Origin of the sequence: Streptomyces sp. SID14515 (assembly GCF_010548505.1) — a bacterium.
GTDB classification, from domain to species: domain Bacteria; phylum Actinomycetota; class Actinomycetes; order Streptomycetales; family Streptomycetaceae; genus Streptomyces; species Streptomyces caviscabies.
On record NZ_JAAGMH010000144.1, the window covers coordinates 302,775 to 326,918 of the forward strand.

General features: G+C 72.1%; 19 protein-coding genes and 1 tRNA gene. 9 read left to right on the plus strand and 11 right to left on the minus strand.

Annotated features, from left to right (window positions below):
- Positions 1-208 precede the first annotated feature (208 nt).
- Both G3I54_RS36540 and G3I54_RS36545 read left to right on the plus strand, forming a co-directional pair.
- Positions 209-1,492, plus strand: a complete 1,284-nt coding sequence (locus tag G3I54_RS36540; RefSeq protein ID WP_164621266.1) for a hypothetical protein — start codon at positions 209-211, stop codon at positions 1,490-1,492.
- A gap of 52 nt (positions 1,493-1,544) precedes the next feature.
- Positions 1,545-1,623, plus strand: a tRNA-Arg gene (locus G3I54_RS36545).
- An 89-nt stretch (positions 1,624-1,712) separates the two neighbouring features.
- Here G3I54_RS36545 and G3I54_RS36550 read toward each other — a convergent pair.
- The gene (locus G3I54_RS36550) at positions 1,713-2,591 is read right to left on the minus strand and encodes an aminoglycoside phosphotransferase family protein (protein ID WP_164621267.1); all 879 of its coding nucleotides are present in this window, start codon (positions 2,589-2,591) and stop codon (positions 1,713-1,715) included.
- A 113-nt stretch (positions 2,592-2,704) separates the two neighbouring features.
- Here G3I54_RS36550 and G3I54_RS36555 point away from each other — a divergent pair, with 113 nt between their 5' ends.
- A complete protein-coding gene (locus tag G3I54_RS36555; protein WP_164621268.1) occupies positions 2,705-3,478 on the plus strand; it encodes an ATP-grasp domain-containing protein in 774 nt (257 codons plus the stop codon).
- 49 nt (positions 3,479-3,527) lie between these two features.
- Here the strand turns inward: G3I54_RS36555 and G3I54_RS36560 are convergent, their stop codons facing one another.
- From G3I54_RS36560 to G3I54_RS36570, 3 genes are all read right to left on the minus strand, one after another.
- On the minus strand, positions 3,528-4,400 hold the full coding sequence (locus tag G3I54_RS36560) for an adhesin (RefSeq protein WP_164621428.1): 873 nt from the start codon (positions 4,398-4,400) through the stop codon (positions 3,528-3,530).
- 144 nt (positions 4,401-4,544) lie between these two features.
- Complete coding sequence (locus G3I54_RS36565) at positions 4,545-6,533, minus strand: MFS transporter (protein WP_164621270.1); 1,989 nt, start codon at positions 6,531-6,533, stop codon at positions 4,545-4,547.
- A gap of 157 nt (positions 6,534-6,690) precedes the next feature.
- Complete coding sequence (locus G3I54_RS36570; protein ID WP_164621272.1) at positions 6,691-9,282, minus strand: serine hydrolase; 2,592 nt, start codon at positions 9,280-9,282, stop codon at positions 6,691-6,693.
- A gap of 192 nt (positions 9,283-9,474) precedes the next feature.
- Here G3I54_RS36570 and G3I54_RS36575 point away from each other — a divergent pair, with 192 nt between their 5' ends.
- From G3I54_RS36575 to G3I54_RS36585, 3 genes are all read left to right on the plus strand, one after another.
- Entirely contained in the window at positions 9,475-10,194 is a 720-nt protein-coding gene (locus G3I54_RS36575; protein ID WP_003968450.1) for a GPP34 family phosphoprotein, read from the plus strand.
- A gap of 266 nt (positions 10,195-10,460) precedes the next feature.
- A complete protein-coding gene (locus tag G3I54_RS36580) occupies positions 10,461-11,318 on the plus strand; it encodes a helix-turn-helix transcriptional regulator (protein ID WP_164621274.1) in 858 nt (285 codons plus the stop codon).
- A gap of 218 nt (positions 11,319-11,536) precedes the next feature.
- Positions 11,537-11,743, plus strand: coding sequence for a DUF397 domain-containing protein (locus tag G3I54_RS36585; protein WP_030576821.1), 207 nt, complete (start codon positions 11,537-11,539; stop codon positions 11,741-11,743).
- A gap of 157 nt (positions 11,744-11,900) precedes the next feature.
- Here the strand turns inward: G3I54_RS36585 and G3I54_RS36590 are convergent, their stop codons facing one another.
- On the minus strand, positions 11,901-12,704 hold the full coding sequence (locus G3I54_RS36590) for a hypothetical protein (protein WP_164621431.1): 804 nt from the start codon (positions 12,702-12,704) through the stop codon (positions 11,901-11,903).
- Between the two features lie 160 nt (positions 12,705-12,864).
- On the opposite strand from G3I54_RS36590, the gene G3I54_RS36595 reads away from it, so the two are divergent.
- Together G3I54_RS36595 and G3I54_RS36600 are read left to right on the plus strand one after the other, a co-directional pair.
- Complete coding sequence (locus G3I54_RS36595; protein WP_164621433.1) at positions 12,865-13,647, plus strand: SDR family oxidoreductase; 783 nt, start codon at positions 12,865-12,867, stop codon at positions 13,645-13,647.
- A gap of 365 nt (positions 13,648-14,012) precedes the next feature.
- The gene (locus tag G3I54_RS36600) at positions 14,013-15,605 is read left to right on the plus strand and encodes a sodium:solute symporter family protein (RefSeq protein WP_164621276.1); all 1,593 of its coding nucleotides are present in this window, start codon (positions 14,013-14,015) and stop codon (positions 15,603-15,605) included.
- 15 nt (positions 15,606-15,620) lie between these two features.
- On the opposite strand, the gene G3I54_RS36605 is transcribed toward G3I54_RS36600, so the two are convergent.
- From G3I54_RS36605 to G3I54_RS36620, 4 genes are read right to left on the minus strand one after another with little or no spacing between them, the layout of a single operon-like run.
- The gene (locus G3I54_RS36605; protein WP_164621278.1) at positions 15,621-16,736 is read right to left on the minus strand and encodes an ADP-ribosylglycohydrolase family protein; all 1,116 of its coding nucleotides are present in this window, start codon (positions 16,734-16,736) and stop codon (positions 15,621-15,623) included.
- On the minus strand, positions 16,733-17,542 hold the full coding sequence (locus G3I54_RS36610; protein ID WP_239144741.1) for an AAA family ATPase: 810 nt from the start codon (positions 17,540-17,542) through the stop codon (positions 16,733-16,735). The genes G3I54_RS36605 and G3I54_RS36610 overlap by 4 nt, the downstream gene beginning before the upstream one ends.
- Before the next feature lie 10 nt (positions 17,543-17,552).
- Entirely contained in the window at positions 17,553-19,955 is a 2,403-nt protein-coding gene (locus G3I54_RS36615; RefSeq protein WP_164621280.1) for a tetratricopeptide repeat protein, read from the minus strand.
- 59 nt (positions 19,956-20,014) lie between these two features.
- Entirely contained in the window at positions 20,015-20,812 is a 798-nt protein-coding gene (locus tag G3I54_RS36620; RefSeq protein ID WP_164621283.1) for an SDR family oxidoreductase, read from the minus strand.
- A 60-nt stretch (positions 20,813-20,872) separates the two neighbouring features.
- On the opposite strand from G3I54_RS36620, the gene G3I54_RS36625 reads away from it, so the two are divergent.
- The gene (locus G3I54_RS36625; protein WP_164621285.1) at positions 20,873-21,247 is read left to right on the plus strand and encodes a MerR family transcriptional regulator; all 375 of its coding nucleotides are present in this window, start codon (positions 20,873-20,875) and stop codon (positions 21,245-21,247) included.
- A gap of 1 nt (position 21,248) precedes the next feature.
- Here G3I54_RS36625 and G3I54_RS36630 read toward each other — a convergent pair whose 3' ends face one another.
- Both G3I54_RS36630 and G3I54_RS36635 read right to left on the minus strand, forming a co-directional pair.
- Positions 21,249-22,640 carry an MFS transporter gene (locus G3I54_RS36630; RefSeq protein WP_164621287.1) on the minus strand — a complete coding sequence of 464 codons (1,392 nt, stop codon included), beginning with the start codon at positions 22,638-22,640 and terminating at the stop codon, positions 21,249-21,251.
- A 34-nt stretch (positions 22,641-22,674) separates the two neighbouring features.
- Positions 22,675-24,048 (minus strand): FAD-binding protein, encoded by a 1,374-nt coding sequence (locus tag G3I54_RS36635; protein ID WP_343240510.1) that lies wholly within the window; start codon positions 24,046-24,048, stop codon positions 22,675-22,677.
- Positions 24,049-24,144: the final 96 nt, after the last annotated feature.

A 24,144-nucleotide genomic window follows, 5' to 3' on the forward strand; every position in this document is an offset into this window, starting at 1 on the left:
GTGGGTCGACCACCAGCCGCTTCACACCCTCGTCTACGCGGATCAATCCCTCGCAGAGGACGGGCGCCTCTCCCCTGAGGGGCGGACCCTGGTCAACGAGGCGCTCCAGGAAGTCAACGCGGAGTCACTGGAGGTGGCGCAAAAGTGCTCCCGCCCCCTGCTCTGGAGCGTCGCCAGCTGACGGTGACACAGAGACGAAAGGGCGCTCATGGCATACGCCGAGAAGGTCTACAAGGTGCGCAACGGGGTCAAGACGAAGCAGTTCACCTGGAGGGTGAAGTACAAGGCCCCGCCGGGGCACGTCCCCGCCGAGCTGTCCCGGTCGGGGTTCCCGACGAAGAAGACCGCCGAAAGCTGGGGCAACGAGCAGGAGCGGCTGATCCGCGAGGGCTCGTGGATCGACCCGGACAAGCGCAGCGTCACATTCGGCACGTTCGCGATGTCGTTCATGACCTCGCGGCGGAAGCGCGGCAGGACGGTGGGCACCCGGTGGGAGAAGCTGGACAGCCACATCCTGCCGAGGTGGCAGGACACTGCGCTGGGCGCGATCACCTGGTATGAGGTTGACGCGTGGCAGCAGAGCCTGACGATCGCGGATGTGTCGCGTGGGCACTGCGTCAGCCTGATGTCGTCGATCCTGACGGCTGCGGTTGATGCCAAGTACATCACCGTGAACCCGCTGTTCGGCAGACGACGCACCCGCGACACCACTGAGGACGCCGCCACGCCGAAGGCTCCGAAGGTATCGAGGGACCCGCGGCCCGAGGATGTCCTGCTGCTGGCGGAGCGGCTCGGGCCGGCGCGCGGTATTCACGTGCTGGTGACCGCGTTCACCGGGCTGCGGTGGGGCGAGGGTCTTGGGCTGCACCGGGACCGGGCACTGCTGGAGCGGCGGCAGCCGTGGGGCGACGGCGAGTTCGTGTGCCCGATCCTGCGGGTGGTGGAGGAGTATGCGGAGTATCAGAAGCGCGATCCTGACGGCACGAAGCGCGGCTACCTCCTTCGGCTGGAGCCGACAAAGAACGACGGCAGCACGCGCGATGTCGACGTGCCGTCGTTCCTCGCCCGCCTGCTCGGCCACCACCTCGACGACTGGGCGTGGGAGCGTCCGTTCGCCACGTCAACCGGGAAGCCGTGGCGCCGGGGCAACTGGTCGCGCGACTTCCGTCCGGCGTGCGACGGCCGCGACGAGCGGGCGAAGCGGCAGGGCGTTTCGTACCGGGAGGCATGGGGGCCGATCCTGCCCGGCCTGGATATGCGGGCGTTGCGTGCGCTGCACGACACGCTTCAGGCGCAGATCGGGGTGAAGGAGCCGTTGGCGTTCGAGGCGGCCGGGCACCGGCGGCCGGGGATCAAGCGGCACTACCAGAAGCCCACGCCGGACATGCGGCAGGAGCGCCTGGACGGGCTGGAAGAAGTATTCTGGAAGGCGATGGCGAACGTCGGTGTCCGGACCTTGTGGGGGCGGGTCGACCTCCGGAAGTACCCGTAGGGTCCACCTCCTATATTCCCCCTAAACGATCACCAGGAGGGGGATTCTACTGGCCCGGATCAGGCATGACTCCTCTCTCAATAACCGCTCTCCTAAAGCGGGTGTCGCAGGTTCGAATCCTGCCGGGGGCACACTCTCCACCAGCGCGAGAAGCGCTAGGGGCCAGGTCGGGGCACCATGCCCAACCTGGCCCTTCTGCGACAGAAGTGTCTCCGACCCCTCAGGCACGGGCCTCCCCAGGCACCTCCGCGACGACCTCCTCGATCACATGCGCCGCGATCCGCGCCATCACCGGGTTCGTCTCCCGGTAGTGCGCGAGCTCCAGCAGGGCGATGGACAGCGCCCAGCCCCGCCCCCGCGTCCAGGTGGCGTCGTCGGCCGCGATCGCCGTACGGAACGTCTCCCTGGCCCCGGCCGTCAGCAGGTACCAGGCCGCGATCAGGTCGACGGCGGGGTCGGCCAGGCCGGTGCAGCCGAAGTCGATGACCGCGGTGAGGCGGCCGTCCTCGACCAGAACGTTGCCCGGCTGGAGGTCCCCGTGGACCCAGACCGGGCGGGCCGCGAAGGGCGGGGCGGACAGGGACTCCTTCCAGGACGCGGCGACGGCCTCCGCGTCCACCACCCCGCCCAGGGCCGCCAGCGCCTCGCGGGTCGCCGGGTCGCGGGAGGCCAGCGGTTCGCTGCGGTACGCGGGCGGGGCGTCCGCCGGGTCGATCCGGCGCAGCGCCAGCACGAACTCCGCCAGGTCCGCCGCCAGTAGGTCGGAGGACGAAGAGCCGTCGCCGGGGCCCGGGTTCCTGCCGTCCAGCCAGGTGCAGACCGACCAGGGGCGGGGGAACGCCTTGTCCGGGGCCCCCTGGGCGAGCGGGAGCGGTACGGAGAAGGGCAGGTGCGGAGCCAGCTTCAGCAGCCAGCGGTGCTCCGTCGCCACATCCGCCGCACTGCCCTCCGTACGGGGCAGCCGTACGGACTTGTCGGCGCCCAGGCGGTAGATCGCGTTCGCGGTCCCGCTCGCGTCGACCGCCTCCACCGGCAGGTCCGCCCACTGCGGGAACTGGGCGGCGATCAGGCCGCGTACGAGCGACGGTTCGATGATCATGCGTCGATCGAACCAGGCGGGCCCGTCCCGCACAACGCACGCCCCGCCCCTCACTCCGCGGCACCGGTAATTCGGTGGGGCGCGGTGCACCCCGTACGGGAGGATCAGCGGCCATGACCTGCCCGCCGCGCACCCTCGTCCTCCCACCCCGACTCACCGCCTCCGCAAGGCAGTTGCGCACCACCGCGCTGCGGCGCGGGCTGCGGATCGTGGAGGCGACGGCCTCCGCCGTATCGGAATCGAAGTCGGAACTCGAAGGCCGTGCCGTGCATCTGCACGCCGGGCCCTCCTTCGCCGACGTCGTGGCCCCCGCGCTCGGCATCGCCCTCCTGGAAGCTCCCGCCGACTGGCTCGCACGACTCCCCCGGGCGCTCACCCGACGGGACGTCCGGGCGATGCCCATCGGCGAGGCGTACCGGCTGCGGCGCCCCGCCTTCGTCAAGTCACCCAACGACAAGAGCATTTCGGCTCTCGTGTACGCGGACGGGTCCCGGCTGCCCGGACCGGATGCGGTGGACCCGGCGACCGTGGTGCTGGTGAGCGACGTGATGACGTTCGCCGTCGAGTACCGGCTCCATCTGCTCGACGGGGCCGTCCACGCGGCCGGGCAGTACGCCGAGGCCGGCCGGCTCCGGCTCGGGCCGCCGGACCGTGACGCGCTCGCCTTCGGGCGTGAGGTCCTCGCGACCGCCGGGGAGAGCCTGCCCTCCGCGATCGTCGTCGACGTCGGCCGGGACGACGAGGGCCGATGGGCCGTCATCGAGGCCAACGCGGCCTGGGCCAGCGGGTGTTACGAGGCCGATCCGGGCCGCGCCCTCGACACCGTCCTCCGCGCCGCCGGGCCCGTCGCCGAACTGTCGCCGCGCGACCGTGCCTTCGTGCGGTGAGGGACCCGTCGCCGCACGACCCGCGTACCTGCGAGCGACCTGTCGCCGCTCAGTGGCAGGTCGCCCGCATCTGGGCCGCCGCGTGGTGCGCGCCGACCCGTTCCGCGTCGCCCCAGTCCCGGCCCCGGTCGATGAGCTGCACGGCGAAGACCTCGCCCTTGACCGGGTAGCTGCGCACCGGGACCGCGCTCCCCCGGTGTTCCGTCTGGCGTACGGCGAAACCGGTGTACGCGGAGTCCGCGTCGTCCGGGTCCGAGAGCACCCGGTAGACCGTCGGGTCCCCGGCGGCGTCGCGCGGGCGGCCGCTGTCGGGGACGAAGACGGTCAGCGCGCACTCGCTGAACCCCCGGCCCAGCCGCCAGGACCAGACGGCCGTGGAGCCCCGGTCCTCCGTCGGGCTGCCCGACATCGGGACGGCGCTGAACCGGCCGTCGCACCCGCCGCCGTCGAAGCCGCCGTTCTCGACCGTGTACCAGCCCGCGTCCCCGCTCTCGAAACGGCCGTGCTCCGCGTACGTACCCGCCGAGCAGCCGGGGCCCGCCCACTGGGAGAAGCCGTCGCCGTCCGCCGGGGGCTTCGACGGCTCCGGGGTGTCAGGGGCGTCCGTACCCGCGTCCGTACCCTCGTCCGCGCTCGGCACCGGTCCCGGGCCCGGGGCGATCCTCGTGGGGGCCCCGCCGCCGACCCGGTCGGGCAGCGCGCCCGCCCGGCCCGCCGCGTCCGTCCGGCTGCCGCCACCGCCGACCAGCAGCGAGGCGACGGTCACCAGGCCTCCGGCGGCCACCACGACGCCCGCCGCGAGCAGGGCCTTGCGTCGGCGGGGCAGCGTGGAGAGCCGGCCCGTCAGCGTCTCGCGCACGACCCAGGAACCGTCCACGCCGGCCGCGCGGGACGACCCCGCCCCGCAGCCGGGGCAGACCATTCCGGGCAGCGGGCCTCGCCGCCCACCGCCGCAGTGTTGGCACCTCATGGCAGGACACCTTGCCAGGGCGCCGCCCGCAGAGGGAGATCCCGCACCCGATGGCCCGTACACGGGACGGGCACAAACGGAACGGACGAGGGCCCGTCAGCTCAGCTCTTCCGGGCAGGGCGTGCCCGGCTGGAGCTGGTACGGGGCCGCCAGCCGGTACACACCCGGTCGCGGCGCGAGCAGTTCGGTCCACTCGTCGCCGTACGGGCCCTCCTCGACCTTGTTCAGGCAGCCGTGGGTGTTGAGGTAGGTCTTCGGGGCGGTGTCGTCCACCTGCGACCGCTCCTTCGACTCCTCGGTCTCCTGCGGGCGCTCCACGCTCTTGCCGTCCTCGTCGACGAGCGCGAGCCACCGCGTGTACGGGATCCGGATCAGCACCCGGCCCGCCGATTTCACGGTGATCGTCAGCTCGTCCGCGCCCGCCCGCTCCACCGTCGCGGGCGGGTCGGCCAGCGGCACCGGGTCCAGAACCCGGAAGAGCTTCCAGTTCGCGTCGCCCCAGATCTGGCGCAGGTACGGCTGCCCCTGCTCGACCAGCTCCGCCTCCTGGACCGCCCCGTTGTCCGGCCGGTCCTTGGGCAGCACCACGTAGTGCACGGCCCAGCGGTCCAGCCACTCCCGGTAGTTCACCGGGTCCAGCGTGTCGTCGTAGAAGAGCGGGTTGCGCTTCATGTCCGCCTGGCGGTTCCAGCCGCGCGCCAGGTTCACGTACGGGGCGAGCGCCGATGACTCGCGGTGACTGCTCGCGGGCACCACCTCGACCCGGCCGCGCTCCGCCTCCACCTGCTGGAGCTGGTTGACCAGCGGGGCCAGTTCGCGGTTCCAGGACGCGGCGGGCGCGGTCCGGACGATGTCGTCGACGCCCTTGAAGCCGATCCAGAAGTTGAGGCCCACGAAGGCCAGGACCAGCGCGTACCAGCGGCGGCTGCGCGGTGCGGTGTACGGCAGGGCGGCCAGCAGCGCCACCCCGGCGAACAGCATCGCCATCCGCGTGATGTTCGACCCGATCTGCGAGTCGATGACGTACGTGAGCAGCGTGCCGAGCCCGTAGACGGCCGCGGCGGTGCGGACCGTGCTCCAGTCGCGCGGTACGAGGACGAAGACCAGCACCGCGAAGATGAACGGCAGCGACAGCGTCCCGAGCGACATCGGCTGCGTACCCGAGAAGGGGAAGAGCCAGGAGGACAGACCGACCACCGCTACCGGGGCGAGCCCGATGGCGTACGCGCCGGGGCGGCGTTTGTGCAGGAACAGCGCCGCCGCGACGACGCCCAGGAAGAGTCCGGCGACCGGGCTGGACGCGGTCGCGAGCGCGGCGAGCGGGGCGGCGACGGCGGCCTTGGCCCACCGCTTGTAGCGCCACCGGTAGGGCCAGCAGAAGACCGCGGCCACCGCGCCGACGGCGAACATCATGCCGAGCCCGAACGTCACCCGGCCCGACAGCGCGTTGCACAGGAACGCGAAGACCCCGGCGAGCGAGCAGGCCAGCGGATTGCGGACGGCCGGTACCCGGACCAGGATCAGCGCGGTCAGCGCGGAGGAGATCGTACCGACGATCATCATCGTCGTACGGACGCCGAGCAGCGACATCAGGTAGGGCGAGACCACGCTGTACGAGACGGGGTGCATGCCCCCGTACCAGGCCAGGTTGTACGCGGTGCCGGGGTGCCGGCCCACGAACTCGGCCCAGGCGTCCTGCGCGGCGATGTCCCCGCCGGTGTTGGCGAAGAAGAAGAACCAGAGGAGATGGAGGACGGCGGCGGCGGCCGTCGCGATGGTGACCGGGTGGCGCAGCAGCCGACGGGCGGTCGCCTTGGGCGGCGGCTCGGCGGAGGCGGGTCCGGTGGAATCCGGGCCGGTGGAATCCGGGCCGGTGGAGGGCTCGGATGATTCCGCGGTGGCTGGTCCGGTGGAGGGCTCTGCGGACTCCGTGGTGGCTGGTCCGGTGGAGGATTCGGCCGGGGCGTCGGGGCTGTCCGGGGCGTCCGGGACGCGGGGGGACGGCACGCGGACGTGCAGGGCGTCGTCCTCGGCACCCGTGGTCCCGTCCGCCTCGCGGCCGGGTTTCGGCTCCGCGGTGGTCACTACGGCTCTCCCCGTCTCCGCCGGCCCCGTACCTCCTCATGGACGCGTCCCGGCGTCCTTGAGTTGTCCGGGGACGCTAACACGTACCTCCGACACGTTTCTCTGTCATAAAACGGGGAGGGGCGGGCGACGCCGCCCACCCCTCCCACCTGGTGTCTCAGCCGATCCTGGTCAGCTTGTCGCCGAAGGCCGGCTCGGCCAGGTCGGCCTGCAGCACCACCGGCGCCGTGACCTTTCCGGTGCCGGTGCCCACGGTCACCATGCCGACCTCGCTCCCGGCCTTCGCGGCACGGTCGATGCCCTTGCCGTTGTCCGTGACCTTGAGCTCGACCTCCAGGCCGGACCAGCCGACCGCCTTGAGGTTCTTGGTGGCGACCACCGGGGTCCGCCCGCCGAATCCGTTGTCCACGTACCCGACGACATCGCCCTTCTTCACCACCGTCGCCGAGGTGGCGGCCTCCTGCGCGTCCTTGATCAGCTTCAGGCTGTTCTGGAGCGACAGCTCCAGGCTGTCGTAAACCCGGCCGGTACCCGCCTGCTGGCCCATGACCGCTCCGTAGATCCACAGCACCTTGCCGTCGACCTTGGTGTTCGCGGACCAGAGCAGGTTGCCGCCCGCCGGGGTCGAGGAGCCGGTCTTGATGCCGCTCACGCCCGGCTGCAGCAGAAGGTTGTTGTTGTTGTAGATCTTGCCGTCGATGCCCTCGATCTCGACCTCGGGCATGTCCACGATCTTCCGGAAGACCTCGTTGCGCATGACCGCCTGCGCCAGCTTCAGCTGGTCGGTGGCGGTGGAGACGGTGGTCTTCTCCAGGCCGCTCGGGTCCGTGTACGTCGACCCGGTCATGCCGAGGTCCTTGGCCGCCTCGTTCATCTTCTCGATGAACGCCTCCTCGGAACCCGCGTCCCAGCGGGCGAGCAGCCGCGCCGCGTTGTTCCCCGAGGGGATCATCAGCAGCTGGAGCATCTGCCGCTGGGTGAGCTTCTGCCCCTTGGACAGCGGGGCCGTCGACTCGTCGGGACGCTTGGACTCGTCCTCCGCCTTCTGGTCGACGGTGATCGTCTCGCCCTCCTCGTCACCCTTGAGGGGGTGGCCCTCAAGGATCACGTAGGCGGTCATGACCTTCGCGACACTGGCGATCGGGGCCGGCTTCTGCGCGCCCTCGGAGCCGAGCGAACCGACGCCGTCCACCATCACGGCCGACTGCCCCTGGCCCGGCCAGGACAGCTTCGTCGCGCCGCCCTCGAAGGTGTAGGTCGGCTTCGCCGTGAGCTCCAGCGAGGGCTCCGGCAGCGGGCGCATCACCTGCACGATCGCAAAGACGATCAGCAGGAGGAGCACCAGCGGCGTCCAGATCTTGACCCGTCGCACGGCGGTCCGGACCGGGGTTTCCGGGGGCGGCGGGGTGTTCGTCAGCTCGGCGAGCAGGTCGAGCGGCGGCCTCGGCGGCAGCGGCTGCTGCCGGGTCCGCTCGGCCGCCGCCCAGGAGGGGGCGGCGGGCGCCGGAGCGGCCGGAGAGACGGTCTCCGGGGTGCGCGCGGACGTCTCGGACCCGGCGTCGGACCCGGCGTCGGGTTCCGCCTCGGGCTCGGGCTTACGGGGCGCGGGGGCGGACCGTACGTCGTCGGAGCGCAGCGGCACGAACGTGCTCGTGCGCTCGACGTCGCTCTCGGGCTTGCTCCCGGCCTCGTCGGACCTGCTCTTGTTCTTGTCCTCGGGCTCGCTCTCGCGGGGCGGGAGCTTCAGCGCGGTCGTCGCCTGGTCGACGTGCTCGGCCGGCTTGACCGCCTTGAAGATGGCGGTGGGCTGATCGATTCCTCGCAGGTCGGAGGCGTCGTCGGCATCATCGGCGGCCGGCTCGGGGGCGGTGTCGGTGTCGGCGGTGTCGGCATCCGGTCCGGGCTTCGCCTTGTCGTCCGGCTCGCCCTTCGACTCCGATTCCGGCTTCTCGTCGGCCTCGGGCTCGGGCTCGGCCTCGGGCTCGGCCTTGGACTCAGCCTTGGGCTTCGCCTCCGCCGTCGCCGAGGACGCGTCCTTGCTGTCGACCTCGGGCTCCGCATCGGAGTCCGCGTCGCTCTCGGTGTCCGCCGCCGGCTTGTCCTCTGCCGCGGCATCGACCCAGGCGGCCACCGCGGCCCGCAGTCGGCCGTCCCCGGCCTCGGCCTCGGCTTCGTCCGCCGGCTCATCCGCCGACCCGTCCGCCGAACCCTTAGCCGACTCCTCCGCAGGCGTCTCCGCGTCAGGCGTCTCCGCGTCAGGCGTCTCCGCGTCGGGCACCTGCGCGTCAGGCGTCTCCGCGTCCGTGTCCGGGCTCGTACGGCCCTCAGCGGCTCCCGCGCCCTCCGGAGGCGTGGTGGCCCCCTCAGGGGCCGTGGAGGCCGCCACAGCCGCGCTCTCCGGCTCGGACTCGGTCTCCTCCGCCCCGGAAGAGCTCTCCGACCCGGCTTCCGGCTCGGCTTCCGGCCCACGCACCGCAGAGGGAGCTTCCGCCTCGGGCTCGCGCCGGGCGGCGTCCTCCGGAAGCCGGGGACGGAACACCGCGGTCGCCGTGTCGGACGTGGGCCGCGTGTCAGCACCCGCGCCCAGGCCCGAGTCCGCACCCGTGCCCGAATCCGCACCCTTGTCCGCTGCGTCCGCGTTCGTGTCGGCGTCGGGGTCACGGAACACGGCGAAGCGCGGGTCGCGTTCCTCCGCAGCCGTCCCCGACGACTTCCGCTGCTCCGTTTTGTCGGGGGACTCGCCCGCCACCGATGCCTCCTCATGCGCTGCGGGGCCACCCCGCGCTGTCCGAACCATCTACCAGTGTCCTGTGTGAACCCCTGGCCGAGCTGCTAGACGAGAACGACATAGCTACTGGTTCCCGTACAAAGCAGTCAGGCGCTCTCGACAGATGAATGTGAGAGGGGTCACCCTGTCAGACATCCACGCGGGGAGGCATGGATGGGCAGGAGCCGCAGAACAATCCCGGAGGAGCTTCTGTTGCTCGCTCTGGACCCGACCACGGGTACCACAGCGCAGCCGCAGTCGCTCGACCTCGGCCTGGCCGGGGCACAGCTAGTGGAGCTGGCTCTGGCAGGACGGATAGCCCCTGACGGGGATCGTATCGCCGTGGTGATGCCACGGCCGACAGGAGATCCGACTCTGGACTCCGCACTGGAACTGCTGCGCCGTCGTGGCAGTCCGGTCCGGGCGGTCCACTGGATCGGCGGGCCCCGCCTGGGGCTGCGCCAGATCTATCTCGCTCATCTGGAGCGGTGCGGCATGGTTCATGCCGTGGCGGGCCAGATGTGCGGAGTGCTGCCGACGACTCGCTACCAGGCGACGGAGACAGCGATCAGCCGGGACATCAGGAACCGGCTGGACAGCGCGATCCGCACCGGCGTACCGCCGGACCCGCGGACCGCGGCGCTCGCCGCACTGGCCCACGCGGTCGGACTCGGCAAGCATCTTTACCCCGGGAACGAGGGGCGCTCATCGCGCTCCCGGCTCCGGGATCTGATCAGGCACGACCCGATGGGCGGTCTCGTGGCGCACGCCGTGATGGACGTCCAGAACGGAGTGGCAGTCCAGCCACGCCGTACGCAGCAGGCAGCGGGCGTTCCGTTGCAGCCGCAAGCACAGGCCCGTCGAGGCAGCATGGCGCACACCGCCGCGAGCTGACCGCACGGACCTGGGAACAGCACAGAACAACACACCGCCGTACCGTCGTCGGTCATCACAGGACCCGGTCCGGGAGCCGCACCACGCACGGGGCAGCCGGTAGTCACCATCACCGGCTGCCCCGTGCGCTTGCGCGCCCTCCCGCGCACCGGTGCGCACGCCCCCTGCGGCCTGCGTGTGGCCGTTTCCCAGCGCGGCCGGGGCAAGGGGTGGCAATCTGCTGAGCAGTAGATACGCACAGCTACATAGCCGGAGGTGCCGTTTCCGTGCCGTCCAACGTCAATCCCACTGTCAGGCGACGCAGGTTGGGCCAGGAATTGCGCCGCCTGCGCGAACTCAAAGGCATGACGGCCGAGGAAGTGGCGGAGCGGCTGCTGGTCTCGCAGTCGAAGATCAGCCGCCTGGAGAACGGCCGCCGCTCCATCAGCCAGCGCGATGTGCGCGATCTCTGCGGGGTGTACGAGGTCGAGGACCACCGCATCGTCGACTCGCTCATGCAGATGGCGAAGGACTCCCGCCAGCAGGGCTGGTGGCACGCCTTCGGCGACATCCCGTACAGCGTCTACATCGGCCTGGAGACCGACGCGGAGTCGCTGCGGGTGTACGAGCCCCAGATGATCCCGGGCCTGCTCCAGACCCGGGCGTACGCCGCGGCCCTGATCAGCGGCGCGCTTCCCGAGGCGCCGCCGTCGGACATCGAGAAGCGCGTGAACGTACGGTCGCGCCGGCAGGACCGGGTCAACGCCCCGGAGAATCCGCTGCGGCTGTGGGCCGTGATCGACGAGTCGGCGCTGCGCCGGGTGGTCGGTGACAAGCAGGTGATGATCGACCAGCTGGAACACCTCGTCGAGCAGTCGCATCTGCCGCACGTCACCGTGCAGGTGCTGCCGTTCGAGATGGGCGCGCACCCGGGCATCAACGGCCAGTACGCGATCCTGGAGTTCCCGGACGCCGCGGACTCCAGCGTCGTCTACATCGAGGGCGTCACGAGTGATCTCTACCTGGAGAAGGCGAACGACGTGCAGCGCTACAGCGTGATGTACGAGCATCTGCGGGCGCAGGCGCTGAACGTGGAGCAGACCCGGGAGTTCATCAGCAAGATCGCCAAGTCGTACACGAGCTGACACGTCGCAGTCGTATACGAGCCAATCCGGGAGCGGTTGCGAGTGATTGGGCGGCGGGATGGTACACCGCCGCCCACTCTCCATGGAAGGCGTACCAGGGAAAGACCATCCGGTCGAGTGAACGGCCATCTCATGGACGGGGCTTGGCGAGTAGCGTCGATCACGCCAATCGGAATCAGGTTGGTGCGACTCACCCAACTCTCTGAACCGGAGTGAACATGGCAATTCTTCAGGGTGCTACGGACAAGTGGACGAAGTCGTCGTACTCCGGGGGCAACGGCGCGTGCGTCGAGGTCAAGTCCCCGGTCGCGCTGTCCATCGCCGTACGTGACTCGAAGGCCCCCGAGGGCCCCTCGCTGACCTTCGTCCCCGGCGCGTGGAACGCGTTCGTGCGCGATGTCGCCACCGGCACGGTCGACGCCTGATCACGCAGCACAGCAGCGCAACAGCAGAGCAGCACAGAACCACTGCATCACCGCAGCACTGCACCACAGCACCACAGCACCACCTGATGGAGCCCTCTCGACCGGTTCGCCGTCCTGGCCGAGGGGGCTCGGCACGATCCGACGCCGCGCTGAGGCGTCAGCGCAGCCGGTCGACGTACAGGTCCGTCCCCGGCACGGTCGGCACGAACGGGGCGACCAGCTCGACCCGCCCGAGCCCGGTCTCCGCGACCGCCGCGTCCAGACCGGTGAAGTGCCCCTCCCAGCAGGTCCGCGGGTTCTCCTGGAGGAACCACAGCAGCGTCAGCCGGCTGTCGACCCCCTCTACCTGCTTCACGTACGTCATCCGGTCGCCGGGCAGAGGCGTCGGCCGGAACACCGTGACCATGGCCGCGGGCGACCCCTTCAGCCGCTTCGGGAGATGGCGCGAACGCAGCCATTCCAGCAGTTCCGCCCGCTGTTCGGGCCCCTCGGCGTCGACGACCTGGAGGACGAGGCCCGCGTACGGGTGGTCGAGCGCGTGGAAGTCCCGGGGGCCGGCGGCTCCGTCGCGGTAGACGGTCGCCTCGTGGTCCTGGAAGGCCGTGAAGACGTGGGTCCGGTCCTGGTAGACCCGGCCGTCCCGGTTCAGCCGCTTGTTGATGGCGACGGTCCACTTCATGTGGTCGTCGTAGCGCCCCTCGGTCACCCAGTACGTCGACAGGTAGCAGCCCGCGCCGACCGGCCGGGCCACCGCCGACTTCTCCGGGTACCGCAGCTCCTGGAGGTCCTTGGTGGCCACCCAGCGCCGGCCGGCGAACATCCACGGCATCGCCGTCGCACCCGCGTAGTAGTGGTCGTCCTCGTACCAGCGGTTGTACGCGTACTCATGGCCCGGGTGCGGTTCGACCATGGTGATCAGGGCGTGCCCCGGCCGGACCCCGTACGGCCCGGTCGCCGCCAGCTCCGCATACCTCTCGGCGCCCCTCCCGCTGCTCCGCTCGCCGTACCTCTCGCTCCGTGTCCCGTCATCGCCCACCGTGTCTCCCTTCCTCTTCCATCGGCTCGCGCGTCCCCCTACTCTGACGGTCCGTCAGATGAACTTCCAGGGCCGGGAGGCACCGATGTTGCTCGCGGGGAAGACCGTCATCGTGTCGGGCGTCGGGCCGGGGCTCGGGCACCGGGTCGCGGAGACCGTGGTGCGGGACGGCGGGCGCGCGGTGCTCGGGGCGCGTACGGCGGCGAACCTGGCCAAGTCGGCGGCGGAGATCGACCCGGAGGGCCGGCACACGGCCCACCTGTCGACCGACATCACGGACGAGGCGCAGTGCGAGGCGCTGGCCGCGCTGGCGGTGGAGCGGTTCGGCGGAATCGACGCGGTGGTCCATGTGGCCGCCTGGGACAGCTACTTCGGCGGGCTCCAGGACGCGGACTTCGCCACCTGGCAGTCGGTCATCGACGTGAACCTGCTCGGTACGCTGCGGATGACCCGGGCCTGCCTGCCCGCGCTCAAGGAGCGGGGCGGCTCGGTGGTGGTGATCGGCACGCAGTCCGCGGTGGCCGCGCCCTCCCAGGTGTGGCAGGCGGCGTACGCGGCGTCCAAGGGGGCGCTCACCTCGGCGATGTACTCGCTGGCACGAGAGCTGGGGCCGGACCGGATCCGGGTCAACACGGTGCTGCCGGGCTGGATGTGGGGGCCGCCGGTGCAGGCGTACGTCCAGTTCGCCGCGCACTCCGAAGGCGTACCGGAGTCCGAGGTGCTGGCCCGGCTCACCGAGCGGATGGCGCTGCCGGAGCTGGCCACGGACGGGGATGTGGCGGAGGCCGTCGCGTTCCTGGCCTCCGACCGGGCCCGGGCGATCACCGGCCAGTCACTGCTGGTCAACGCGGGCGAGCTGATGCGCTGACGTACGCGTACGACGAGGCACCCTCCTCCTCGGCTTCTCGGCCGCACGGGACCCGCATCCCGTGCGGCCTTCGCGCGTCGCCGCGCGCTCCCTGACGTCTCCGAACTTCTCTGCACAGCCTGACGAAGTGCCCGCCCATCGTGTGGCCGCCGTCACGTTCGCGACAACGCCCCACAAGGTCAAGAACGAGTAAAATCGTTCGCCTTGCTGATTGACGTTCACATTCATGACCGCCGACAGCCTTGACCGACGCCCCTCACAAGGGGTTCAATCCCCAAGGTCCCCGCTCCCGCAAGGGGACGCCGCTGAACGGCCGTACCGACGAAGTGCGTTCCCGTTCACAAGGCGGACCCCTGGAGGGGGACATGAACAGTCTCGACTGGGCTGTGCTCATCGGCTACTTCGGCGTGATGGTCGCGATCGGACTCTGGTCGCACAAGCGCGTGGACAACGTCAGCGACTTCTTCACGGCCGGCGGCAAGATGCCGTGGTGGCTGTCGGGCATCTCGCACCACATGTCCGGCTACAGCGCGGTGATGTTCACCGGTTACGCCGGCATCGCGTACCAGTACGGGGTCACGTCCTTCGTGACCTGGTCGCTGCCGATCGCCATCGGCATCTTCATCGGCGCGAAGCTCTTCGCGCCCCGGCTGAACCGGCTGCGCTCGCGGCTCCATGTCGCCTCGCCGCTGGAGTACCTCAAGAACCGCTACAACATCCGGACCCAGCAGGCGCTCGCCTGGTCCGGACTGCTGCTGAAGATCGTGGACGTCGGCGCCAAGTGGGCGGCCATCGCCACCCTGTTGTCGGTGTTCACCGGCCTCTCCATCACCCAGGGCATCCTGATCACCGGCGTGGTCACCGGGATCTACTGCACGGTCGGCGGGCTGTGGGCGGACGCCCTCACCGAACTGGGCCAGTTCATCATCCAGTTGTTCGCCGGTCTCGCGATGCTGCTCGCGGTGATGAGCAAGCTCGACGGCTTCTCCACCCTGTGGACGGTCTGGGACAAGCTTCCCGACGGGCACGCGGACCCGACCGCGGGCCCGTACACGGTGACGTTCCTGATGGCGTTCCTGTTCATCAAGACCTTCGAGTACAACGGCGGCATGTGGAACCAGGCCCAGCGGTACATGGCGACCGACTCGGCCGCCTCCGCGACCCGTTCCGCGCGGCTCTCGGCACTGCTCTGGCTCGTCTGGCCGGTCGTGCTGTTCTTCCCGATGTGGTGCGCCCCGCTGCTGGTCGAAGCGCAGAAGCCGGACGCCTCCGACAGCTACGCCCTGATGACCGAACAGCTGCTGCCGCACGGGCTGTTGGGCCTGGTCATCGTCGGCTTCTTCTCCCACACGATGGCCATGTGCTCCTCGGACGCCAACGCCATCGCGGCCGTCTTCACCCGCGACATCGCGCCGGTCCTCTCCAAGGCGGCGCGCGGCTGGAGCGAACGGGCCGGGCTGATCGCGGCCCGCTGGACCACGGTGGCCTTCCTGGCCCTGTCGATGGCCATCGCCACGCAGATCAACTCGCCCACGTTCAAGGACATCATCACCGTCGTGATCAAGTGGGTCGCCGGACTGATGGGCCCGATCGCGATCCCGTTCATGCTGGGCCTGCTGCGCCCGTTCCGGAAGTCCGGGCCGACGGCGGCGCTGGTCAGCTGGGCCGCGGGCCTGATCGCCTTCTGGCTGGTCAACTACCCGGTCAACTGGGCCGTCGAGGGCGGCGTGCCGCTCCAGTACCAGGTGTCCGTACCGCTGGCCGTCTCGCTCGTGCTCTACATCCTGATCGGCTTCGTGAAGCCGGAGGACACCCCGGAGCGCGACGCGATCCTGACGAAGATCAACGAAGGCGACGGCGACGACGCCGGGGACGACGGCGGTGACGGTACGGCGACGGCCGCCGCGATCCCCGCCCAGGACGGAGGCCCGACCCCCGCACCTCAGCCGCGCGGATAGCCGACGGACCGCACCTCAGCCGCGCGGGTAGCGGGCCAGCCAGCCCGGGGCGACGGCCGCCGGGCTGTGCAGGGCGGGGCCCTGGGTCATCTCCATCGCGAAGTCGTCGGCCAGTTCGAGGAGGGTGGAGCGCCCCTCCAGCTCCGCGAGCCAGGCCGGCGGCAGCGCGGTCTCGCCGTGCAGCGCCCCGAGCAGCGCCCCGCAGACCGACCCGGTGGCGCGGGAGGGGCCGCTGTGGTTCACCGCGAGCCGCAGCCCGTGCCGGATGTCCTCGCTGACCAGCGCGCAGTACACGGCGACGGCGAGCACCTCCTCGGCGGCGTCGCTCGCGCCCAGCGCCTCGATCAGCGCCGGGCCCGGAATGCCCTGCCGCACCGAGCCCAGCGCCTGCCGCAGCGCCTCGGTCACCGGCTCGTGGCCGGGTCGTTCGGCGAGCAGGGCCAGCGTGTGCTGCACGGCCCCGTCCAGGCTCTCGCCGCGCGCGAGAGCGTGCACCAGTACGGCGAAGGCCCCGGCGGACAGCTGGGCGGCGGGGTGGCCGTGGGACTGGGCCGCGCACTCGACGGCCAGTTGGAGCACAAGCCCCGGCTCCCAGCCGACCAGGAGCCCGAACGGCGCGGACCGGGTGAGCGCGCCCGCGTCCCGGGCGGTGGGGTTCTTCGGCCGGTCCAGGGTGCCCATGACGGTGTCGCCGAAGCCGCCGAGGCATTCCCGGGCGGGGTCGCGGCGGGCGTAGAGCCACTCCTCGGCGGCCAGCCAGCCGTTGTCCTCGCGCCGTTCGTCGGGCCCCCAGTCGTGCTGGGTGGCCGCCCAGCGCAGATGGGCCCGGTGCACGTCGGTGGGCGGGTGCCAGGCTCCGGTGTCGCGGCGGACCTGGGCGCGGATGAGTCCGTCGACGGTGAACAGGGTGAGCTGGGTGAGGGCGGTGACGGCGCCGCGTCTGCCGTGCGCGGGAACGTAATCGGTGACGCCTTCGACCCCGTGGGCGGCGCGGATCTCCTCCAGCACGAGCCCGCTGACCCCGGCCCCGAGCGCGTCCCCGACGGCTCCGCCGAGCAGGGCCCCGCGGACCCGGCTGCGGAAGTCCTGCTGCTCGGCCCGGCCCCAGACCGCCGTGGTCCCTGTACTCACCCCGCCCCCTCCCCGTCGCCGCTCCCGGCACCACGTGCTCGCCCGCGCGGGCCGCTGCGGGCGACCGCGCAAGCACTGTAATCGAACGGGAACGGGCGGTAGAGGGCGCGACCGGGGTACGTACGGGTATGTCGACGGACGTCCCGCAGGTCGTTTTTGGGCGGTGGGGCGGCCACGGGGAGATCAGCGGCCGGGGCGGGGCGCACCTGGGCCGCCGCCGCGGCGAGCACGGCGTCGGCCAGCTCCGCCACCGTACGGCCGCCGCCGCTGTCGATCCGGTCCAGGCCGAGCGCCTCGGCCGCGTCCACCATCAGCTCCTGATAGCGGCTGGTACGCGCCAGGAACCGGTCCATGAGAAACCGCTCCCCCTCCGTCGCCTCCGCGTACCGCCCCGCCGCCCGCACCCGGTCGCGTACGACCATGTCGTCGGCGGTCAGCCACACAGCGGCCGTACGGGGCGCCGTCAGCCGGGCGACCCGCTCGGGCCACAGCGCCGAGCCCTCCAGGACCAGGCCCGGCGACCCGTCCTCCGCGCGGTCGGTGATCAGCTCCTCGATACGCGGCCAGAGCCGTTCGTAGTGGGCGAGGACGGAGGCGATGAGCTCGTCGGTGGTCAAGGTCCCGTAGTGCTCGGCGACATGGGGCGGCACCTCGCGCTCCGGGGTCCGCCAGGGCCGTCCGGGGTGCCGGGCCAGACCGTCCGTGGAGCGGTGCTCGAACCCGAGCCGCTCCGCCACCGCCTCGGCGACGGTCGACTTCCCGGTGTTCGAGGTCCCGCCGATCAGCACCACCCGCACATCACGCATACCCGCGAACCTACTGCCCCGTGCGGGCCCCCAGCCGCTCCCGCTGCGCCCGCGCCCACCCGTACCCCGGGTCCAGCTCCAGCGCCCGGTCCAGGTCCGCGCGCGCCTCCGGGATCCGGCCCAGGGCCTCCTGCGCCAGGGCCCTGCTGCCGTGCGCCCAGGCGTAGTCGGGGTCCAGGGCCAGCGCCCGGCCGTAGCAGGCGACGGCCTCCTCGTGCCGGCCCGTCGCCCGGTACACCTCGCCCCGCTCCCCCTCCGTACCCGCGAGCCCGGGGGTCAGCTCCTCGGCCCGGTCCAGGTCGGCGAGGGCGCCCACCGGGTCGCCGAGCGCGGTGCGGACCCGGGCCCGCCTCACAAGCGCCCAGGTGTACTCCGGCCACAGCGCGATCGCCCGGTCGAAGTCGTCGAGCGCCTCCTCGTGCCGGCCCAGCACATGGCGGACCAGGCCCCGGCTGCCGAGCGTCACCGCGTCGGACGGGTCCAGGGCGTGCGCCCGGTCCAGGACGGTCAGGGCCTCCTCCAACCGCCCCATCCGCCGGTACGTCTCACCCCGCTCGCGCACCGCCCAGGCCCAGGCGGGCGCGATCTCCTCGGCCCGGTCCAGGTCGGCGAGGGCCTCCTCGTACCGGCCCAGCGACCGCAGGATCACCGCCCTTCCCTGGTGGGCGCGTTCGCTGCGCGGGTCCACGGCGACGGCCCGCCCGTGGTCGGACAGCGCGGCGTCCAGCTCCCCGGCCCGGAAGCGGTCCCAGGCCCGCACCACGAGGGCGGCCGCCCGGTCCCGGTCGGTCAGCTCGGCCCGGGTCAGCAGGAGTCCGAGCGCGGCGGTGGGGCGGGGCCCGTGGTCGGTTATGGCGGCGAGCAGATCCCGGCCCCACTCCCGCAGTACGGCGTCGTCGGCGTCCTCGCCCGCCTCGACGAGGGTCTGGGCCCAGTGCCGGGCGCGGGAGGGCCGCTGGGCGCAGAGCTCGATCCCGGCGCGCAGGGCCTCGGGCAGCGCGGTGCGCGGGCGGGCGCAGAGCCGGTGGTAGAGCACGTCCAGGGCCGCCCGACGCCACGGCTGCGAGGCCCAGAGGCGTTCCGGGTCGAGGCCCTCGGCGGCCGCGTCCCGCCGGGCGGCGAAGGCCTCGGCCAGCCGGTCGTGCGCCGCCTTCCAGCGCCGCGGCGATCCGGTGCGCTGGAGGCGGAGCATCGGGGCCCGGACGACGGCGTGGTAGCGGGAGCGCCCGCTGTACGGCTCGGCGACGAAGGGCAGTTCGTGCAGCCAGTCGTAGAGCCCGGGGACGGCGTGCGACCCGTGCGGTACGGCCACGGCCACCAGGTCCTCGTCGAACCGGCGCGGCAGCGCGCAGGCGAGCGCGGCCGCCCTGCGGACCGGGTCGCTCTCGCCGGCCAGGAAGCGTTCGACGGCGGTGGCGTTCGCCTCTCCGGCCGCCCCGGGGTTGGCGGCGAGCGTCGACACCAGGACGGGCAGCCCGCCGGAGAGCCGCAGCACCTCCCGTACGACGGACTCCGCCACCACACCGCGCCCGTGCAGGAGTTGGCGCGACTCGGCCTCGGTGAACGGCCCGAGCGGTACGTCGGCGACCAGCCGGCCCCGGTCGCCCCAGTGCACGGGGTCCAGGCGGCGCTGACCGGCCAGGGTCAGGACGAGGTTGGCGGGCAGTTCGCCGTACCGCCCCGGGGTCAGCAGGTCCGCCAGCCACCGGTCCAGCTGGGGCGCGGTGCGCTCGTAGGTGTCCAGGAACAGGACGACCCAGGGCACGGCGTCCGCGACCCGGTCGATCTCGGCGACGAACACCGGCGTGAGGACCCGTACCGGTTCCACCAGCAGTCTGGCCTCCTCCTGCTGCCGGGCCCGCCCGCCGAACACCGCCCGCAGCCCGCCCGCGCCCCGCGCCACGACCGCCGGGTCGATGCCCCCGGCCAGCGCCCCGACGACCGGTATCGCCCCGGCCGCGATCAGCCCGGCCTGCGCGGCGGCGAGCGCCCCGGGCGAAGGGGCGCCGGCCGGGGTCTCGTTGTCCGCCGCGAGCCGCCCGGCCGTGTCGTGGAGCGCCCGGCGGTACGTGGCGAGCAGCCGGTCCAGCGCCTTGAGCGGATACCCCTGCTCGGCGAACTGGGCGGCGATGGCGGCGAGTACGTCGGGCACGGAGTCGGCACTCTCGTCGACCGACGCGGTCAGCGCCCCGAACTCCCCCGCCATCTCGCGCCATTCCCGTACGAGCGAGGTCTTGCCAACCCCGGCGTTGCCCCGCACATGGAAGACGAACCGGTGCCGGGGGTCTTCGGGCGGCAGTACGAAGTTGGCGCGGAACAGGCCGAGTTCGGCCTCACGACCGACGAAGGCGGCACGGCGCTGCCCTTCGACGATCTGCTGGAGGGAGAGGCGGCGGGGGCTGGACGGAGGCATGGGGACAGTCTGTCAGCGGGCCCGGGCGAGCGGAGGCCGCACGCCCGGGCCCGGGGCGGTCAGGCGCCGAGGCCCTGGCCGAACCCGCCGTCCACGGGCAGCTCCAGGCCGGTGGTGAAGGTGGCCTCGACGGCCAGGTAGAGCGCTGCGGCGGAGACCTCCTCCACGGTGCCTCCCCGGCCCATCGGCGTGGAGGCGTTGCCCTGTTCGATGAACTCGGCGCGCTGCTCCTCGGTCAGTTCGGCGACGCCCATCGTCGGGGTGAGGATGAATCCGGGGGCGATCGCGTTGACGCGGATCCCGCGCGGAAGCAGCTCGGCGGCCAGCACCTTCGCGAAGGCGGCGACGGCTTCCTTCGCCGCGGAGTAGGCGCTGAGGCCGGGGAAGATCTGGTCGTTGGAGACGGTGGTGAAGACGATCGAACCGCCCTCGGACATCAGCGGCGCCAGTCGCTGGACGGTGAAGAAGGCCCCTTTGGCGTTCACGTCGAAGATGCGGTCCCACGACTCCTCCGTGACCTCTTCGAGCGTCTGGAACTCGGCGATGCCCTGATTGACGAACAGGTGGTCGATGCCGCCGAGTCGGTCGGCGACCTGGTCGCGGAGGGCGTCGATGGCCGCGGCGTCCGTGGCGTCGGAGCGCACCGGGTGCGCCAGCGGGGTGCCGAGCGCCGCCTGGGCCTCGGCGAGCCGCTGGTCGCTGCGCCCGGTGTAGATCACTTCGGCGCCGCGGTCGGTCAGCGCCTGGACGACGGCCCGGCCCATGCCGATGGTGCCGCCGGTGACGACCGCCCGCTTTCCTGCCAGGGACTTCGGATCGATGGTGGAACGGTGCTGGACGCTCTGGTTGGTTGCCATGCCGGTTAAGCTAGACCTTGACATTGATGTCAAAGTCAACCTTCTGTGCCGGGGAGTCACATGTTCATCGGCGAGCTGTCGAAGCGCACCGGCGTCAGCACCAGGAGCCTGCGGTACTACGAGCAGCAGGGGTTGCTGCGACCGCAACGGCGAGCCAGCGGCTACCGCGAGTTCGACGAACCCGATGTGGCCGCCGTACGCCGGATCCGGATCCTGCTCGCGGCCGGGCTGAACACCGACCTGATCCGGGAAGTGCTGCCCTGCATGGCCGACGAGGGAGCCATCCTGGCGCCGACCTGCGAGGAGATGGCCCAGGACCTCAAGCACGAACGCGAGCGCATGAGCAGCTCCATCGAACAGCTCCAGGCCGCCCACGCCATGCTCAGCTCGATCATCCACGCGGGCGAGGCGAGCACCGGCGGCCGCGCCGCCTGAGTCACCGGCTCCGGGGCGGCCGGGAGCCCGCCCGCCGGGCCGGCGCGAAGGCGACCAGGGCGGCGGCCAGCGGGAAGAGCGCGACCACGCCCAGGGCGGTGGAGAGCGGCATCGCCTTCGCCAGCGCGCCCGCGGTGGCACTGCCGACGCCCCCGCCGACGAAGAACGTGAGGTTGAGCAGCCCCATCGCACCGCCGCGCCGGGCCGGTTCGATGTGTTCCGACATCAGGGCGGTGGTGAAGACCTGGGTGACGGAGAACGCGGAGAAGCCGAGCGAAGCGCCGAGGATGAGGACCAGCACCCCCGAACCGGTCAGCGACCCGGCGAGGGCCACCGCGAAGGCGAGGGAGACCGCGCCCAGGAGCCGGTTGCCGTGGTCGCCCGCGGTGAGCCGGCCGGCCAGCCGGGAGAGCACCGCTCCGGCGACCGCGCCGGGCAGCAGCCAGAGCCCGACGGACAGGACGCTCCAGCCGTGGTCGCGCACGAGGAGCTGCGGCACGGCGTACAGCGCGGCGAACAGGCCGCCGTACACACCGATGCCGATGGCGGCGGCCTTCAGGAAGACGCGGTCGGTGACGAGCGCGCGCGGCACGAAGGAGGCGTCGCTGCTGCGGACGCGCCAGGTGAGCCCGGCGGCCGACAGGAGCAGTACGGCGGCGGTGGCGGTCACCAGCGGGGTGCTCAGCGCGAGCGCGGAGGACTGGATCAGCACGAGGAAGGACATCGCGGTGAGCGTCAGCAGGGCGGCTCCCGGCAGGTCCATGGCCCTGGACCGGCCGGAGCCGTTCCGCCCGGGCGCCCGCGTGGGCGCGTCGGCCAGGCACAGCGGCACGACGAGCAGGGAGAGCGCGGGCAGGACCAGGGCGACCCGCCAGGTCACCCACTCGGTGAGCACCCCGCCGGCCAGGGTGGCGCCGGCCGAGAAGACCGCCATCGTCGCGCCGAACCCGGCGAAGGCCCTGGCCCGCCGGTCCGGTGGTACGGAGGCGGTGAGGGCCATGGCGCAGGCCGCCATGGCCCCGGAACCGGCGGCCTGCACGAAGCGCCCCGCCACCAGAACGCCCAGGCCGGGCGCGACGAGGCAGACGAGCGCGCCGGCCGCGAGGACCAGCGAGCCGAGCAGCAGCGCGGCCCGCACCCCTCGGGTGTCGGCGAGGCGGCCGAACAGCGCCGTGCCGACGCCGAGGGCGAGGGCGTGCGCGGTCAGCACCCAGGCGGTGGCGGTGGGCGAGGCGTCGAGGGAGGACGCCACATCGGGCAGGGCGACCCCGGCGGCGGTGACACCGAAGACGACCGGGCCGAACAGGGCCCCGTAACGCAGTCCTTCCGAGCGGGACTTCGGGGCGGAGACTCTGGCGGTGGTCGCGTTCGACGCGGCCTCGTGCGTGGTCACGATGGACTCCAAGGATGTGCGGGCCCGCCCTGGCTCAAGGGCGGGGCGCGATGGTGTGGTCGAGTCGGAAGAGGTGGTCGGGGTCGACGGCGGCCTTCACCCGCGCCAGCCGGCTCAGGGTCTCCGGGTCGAAGCACTCCGCCGCCGCACCGGCCGTGTCCGCCCCCGCGAGGAAGTTCAGATAGCGGCGGCCCGTGCTCCACGGCCCCATCGGACCCAGGACCACGTCCGGCGAGCCGGGCGGCGAGAGCGTGGACAGCGTGTACGCGCCCTCGCGGACGCCGACCGCGTTGGGCTCCTCGGCGGGCCGGGAGAGCGCGCCGCCCAGATGGCGCACCTCGACCATCAGATCACCGCAGGCCGAACCGGACCCGGCGACCCGCAGCAGCACCTCGGCGGCATCGTCCCCCAACTCCCGCAGCACGACGTTCCGTTCGTGGTACGCGAGCGGATGCGTGGGGTCCTGGTGGATGTCGGCGACCGCCGCGTACGGCATCTCGGCGACCGAGTCCGCCGACGGCGTGCCGCACGCGCGCAGCGGCCGGACGAGCCGCTCACCCTCCTCGGCCGGTCCGGTGAAGGCGATCCGCACATGCGCGGCGAACGTCCCCCGGAGGAACTCCGGCACCTCCGCCACGTCCGGCAGCCGCAGCAGCGACACGGAGGAGGTCATCTCCTCGGGCATGGTCGCGGTCCACCGCCGCCAGGTGTGCAGGACCCGCGCGGCCTGTGCGCCGGGAAAGTGGAGCCCTCCGCCGTAGAGCCTGCGCACCGGCATCAGGCCGAACCAGAGCTTGGTGACGATGCCGAAGTTCCCCTTGCCGCCGCGCAACGCCCAGAAAAGTTCCGGGTGTCGGTCACGGTCGACCTGCCGGATGCGCCCGTCGGCGGTGACGACCTCGATACGGGTCACATGGTCGGCGGCGTACCCGAACTGCCGCCCCAGCGGCCCGAGTCCGCCGCCCAGGGTGTAGCCCACGACCCCGACCAGCGGGGACGACCCGTTGAGCGGAGCGAGCCCGTGCGGCGCGGCGGCGGAGATCACCTGGTGCCACTGGGCCCCAGCCTCCACGTATGCCGTACGGGTGAGGGGGTCGACGGCGACCGCGTCCATCCGGCGGGTGGCGACGAGGACCCCGCCGGACGCGGGCGCGGCGATGCCGTGGCCGGTGGCCTGGACGGCGACGGGGAGCCCTTCCCGGGCGGCGAAGGACACCGCGGCGGACACGTCCTCGGCCGACAGGGCGGCGACGACCACGTCGGGCCGGTGCTGCGCGATGCGGTTGAACCCGGCGAGTTCCCGTGCGTATCCCGCGTCCGCGGGGGTGAAGACCTCGCCCTTGAGCCGGGCGGCGAGCCCGTCGAGGGCGCTCCCGGCGATGCCTGCGTGTTCGGATGGTCCGGCCACGATCACGTCCTTCCTCTCGTGCCGAGCGACGGCAGCAGCAGCGGCGGCGGCAGCAGCGGATGAGGAGGAGTGTTCTCGTCCGAAAGGGCCGTTCCC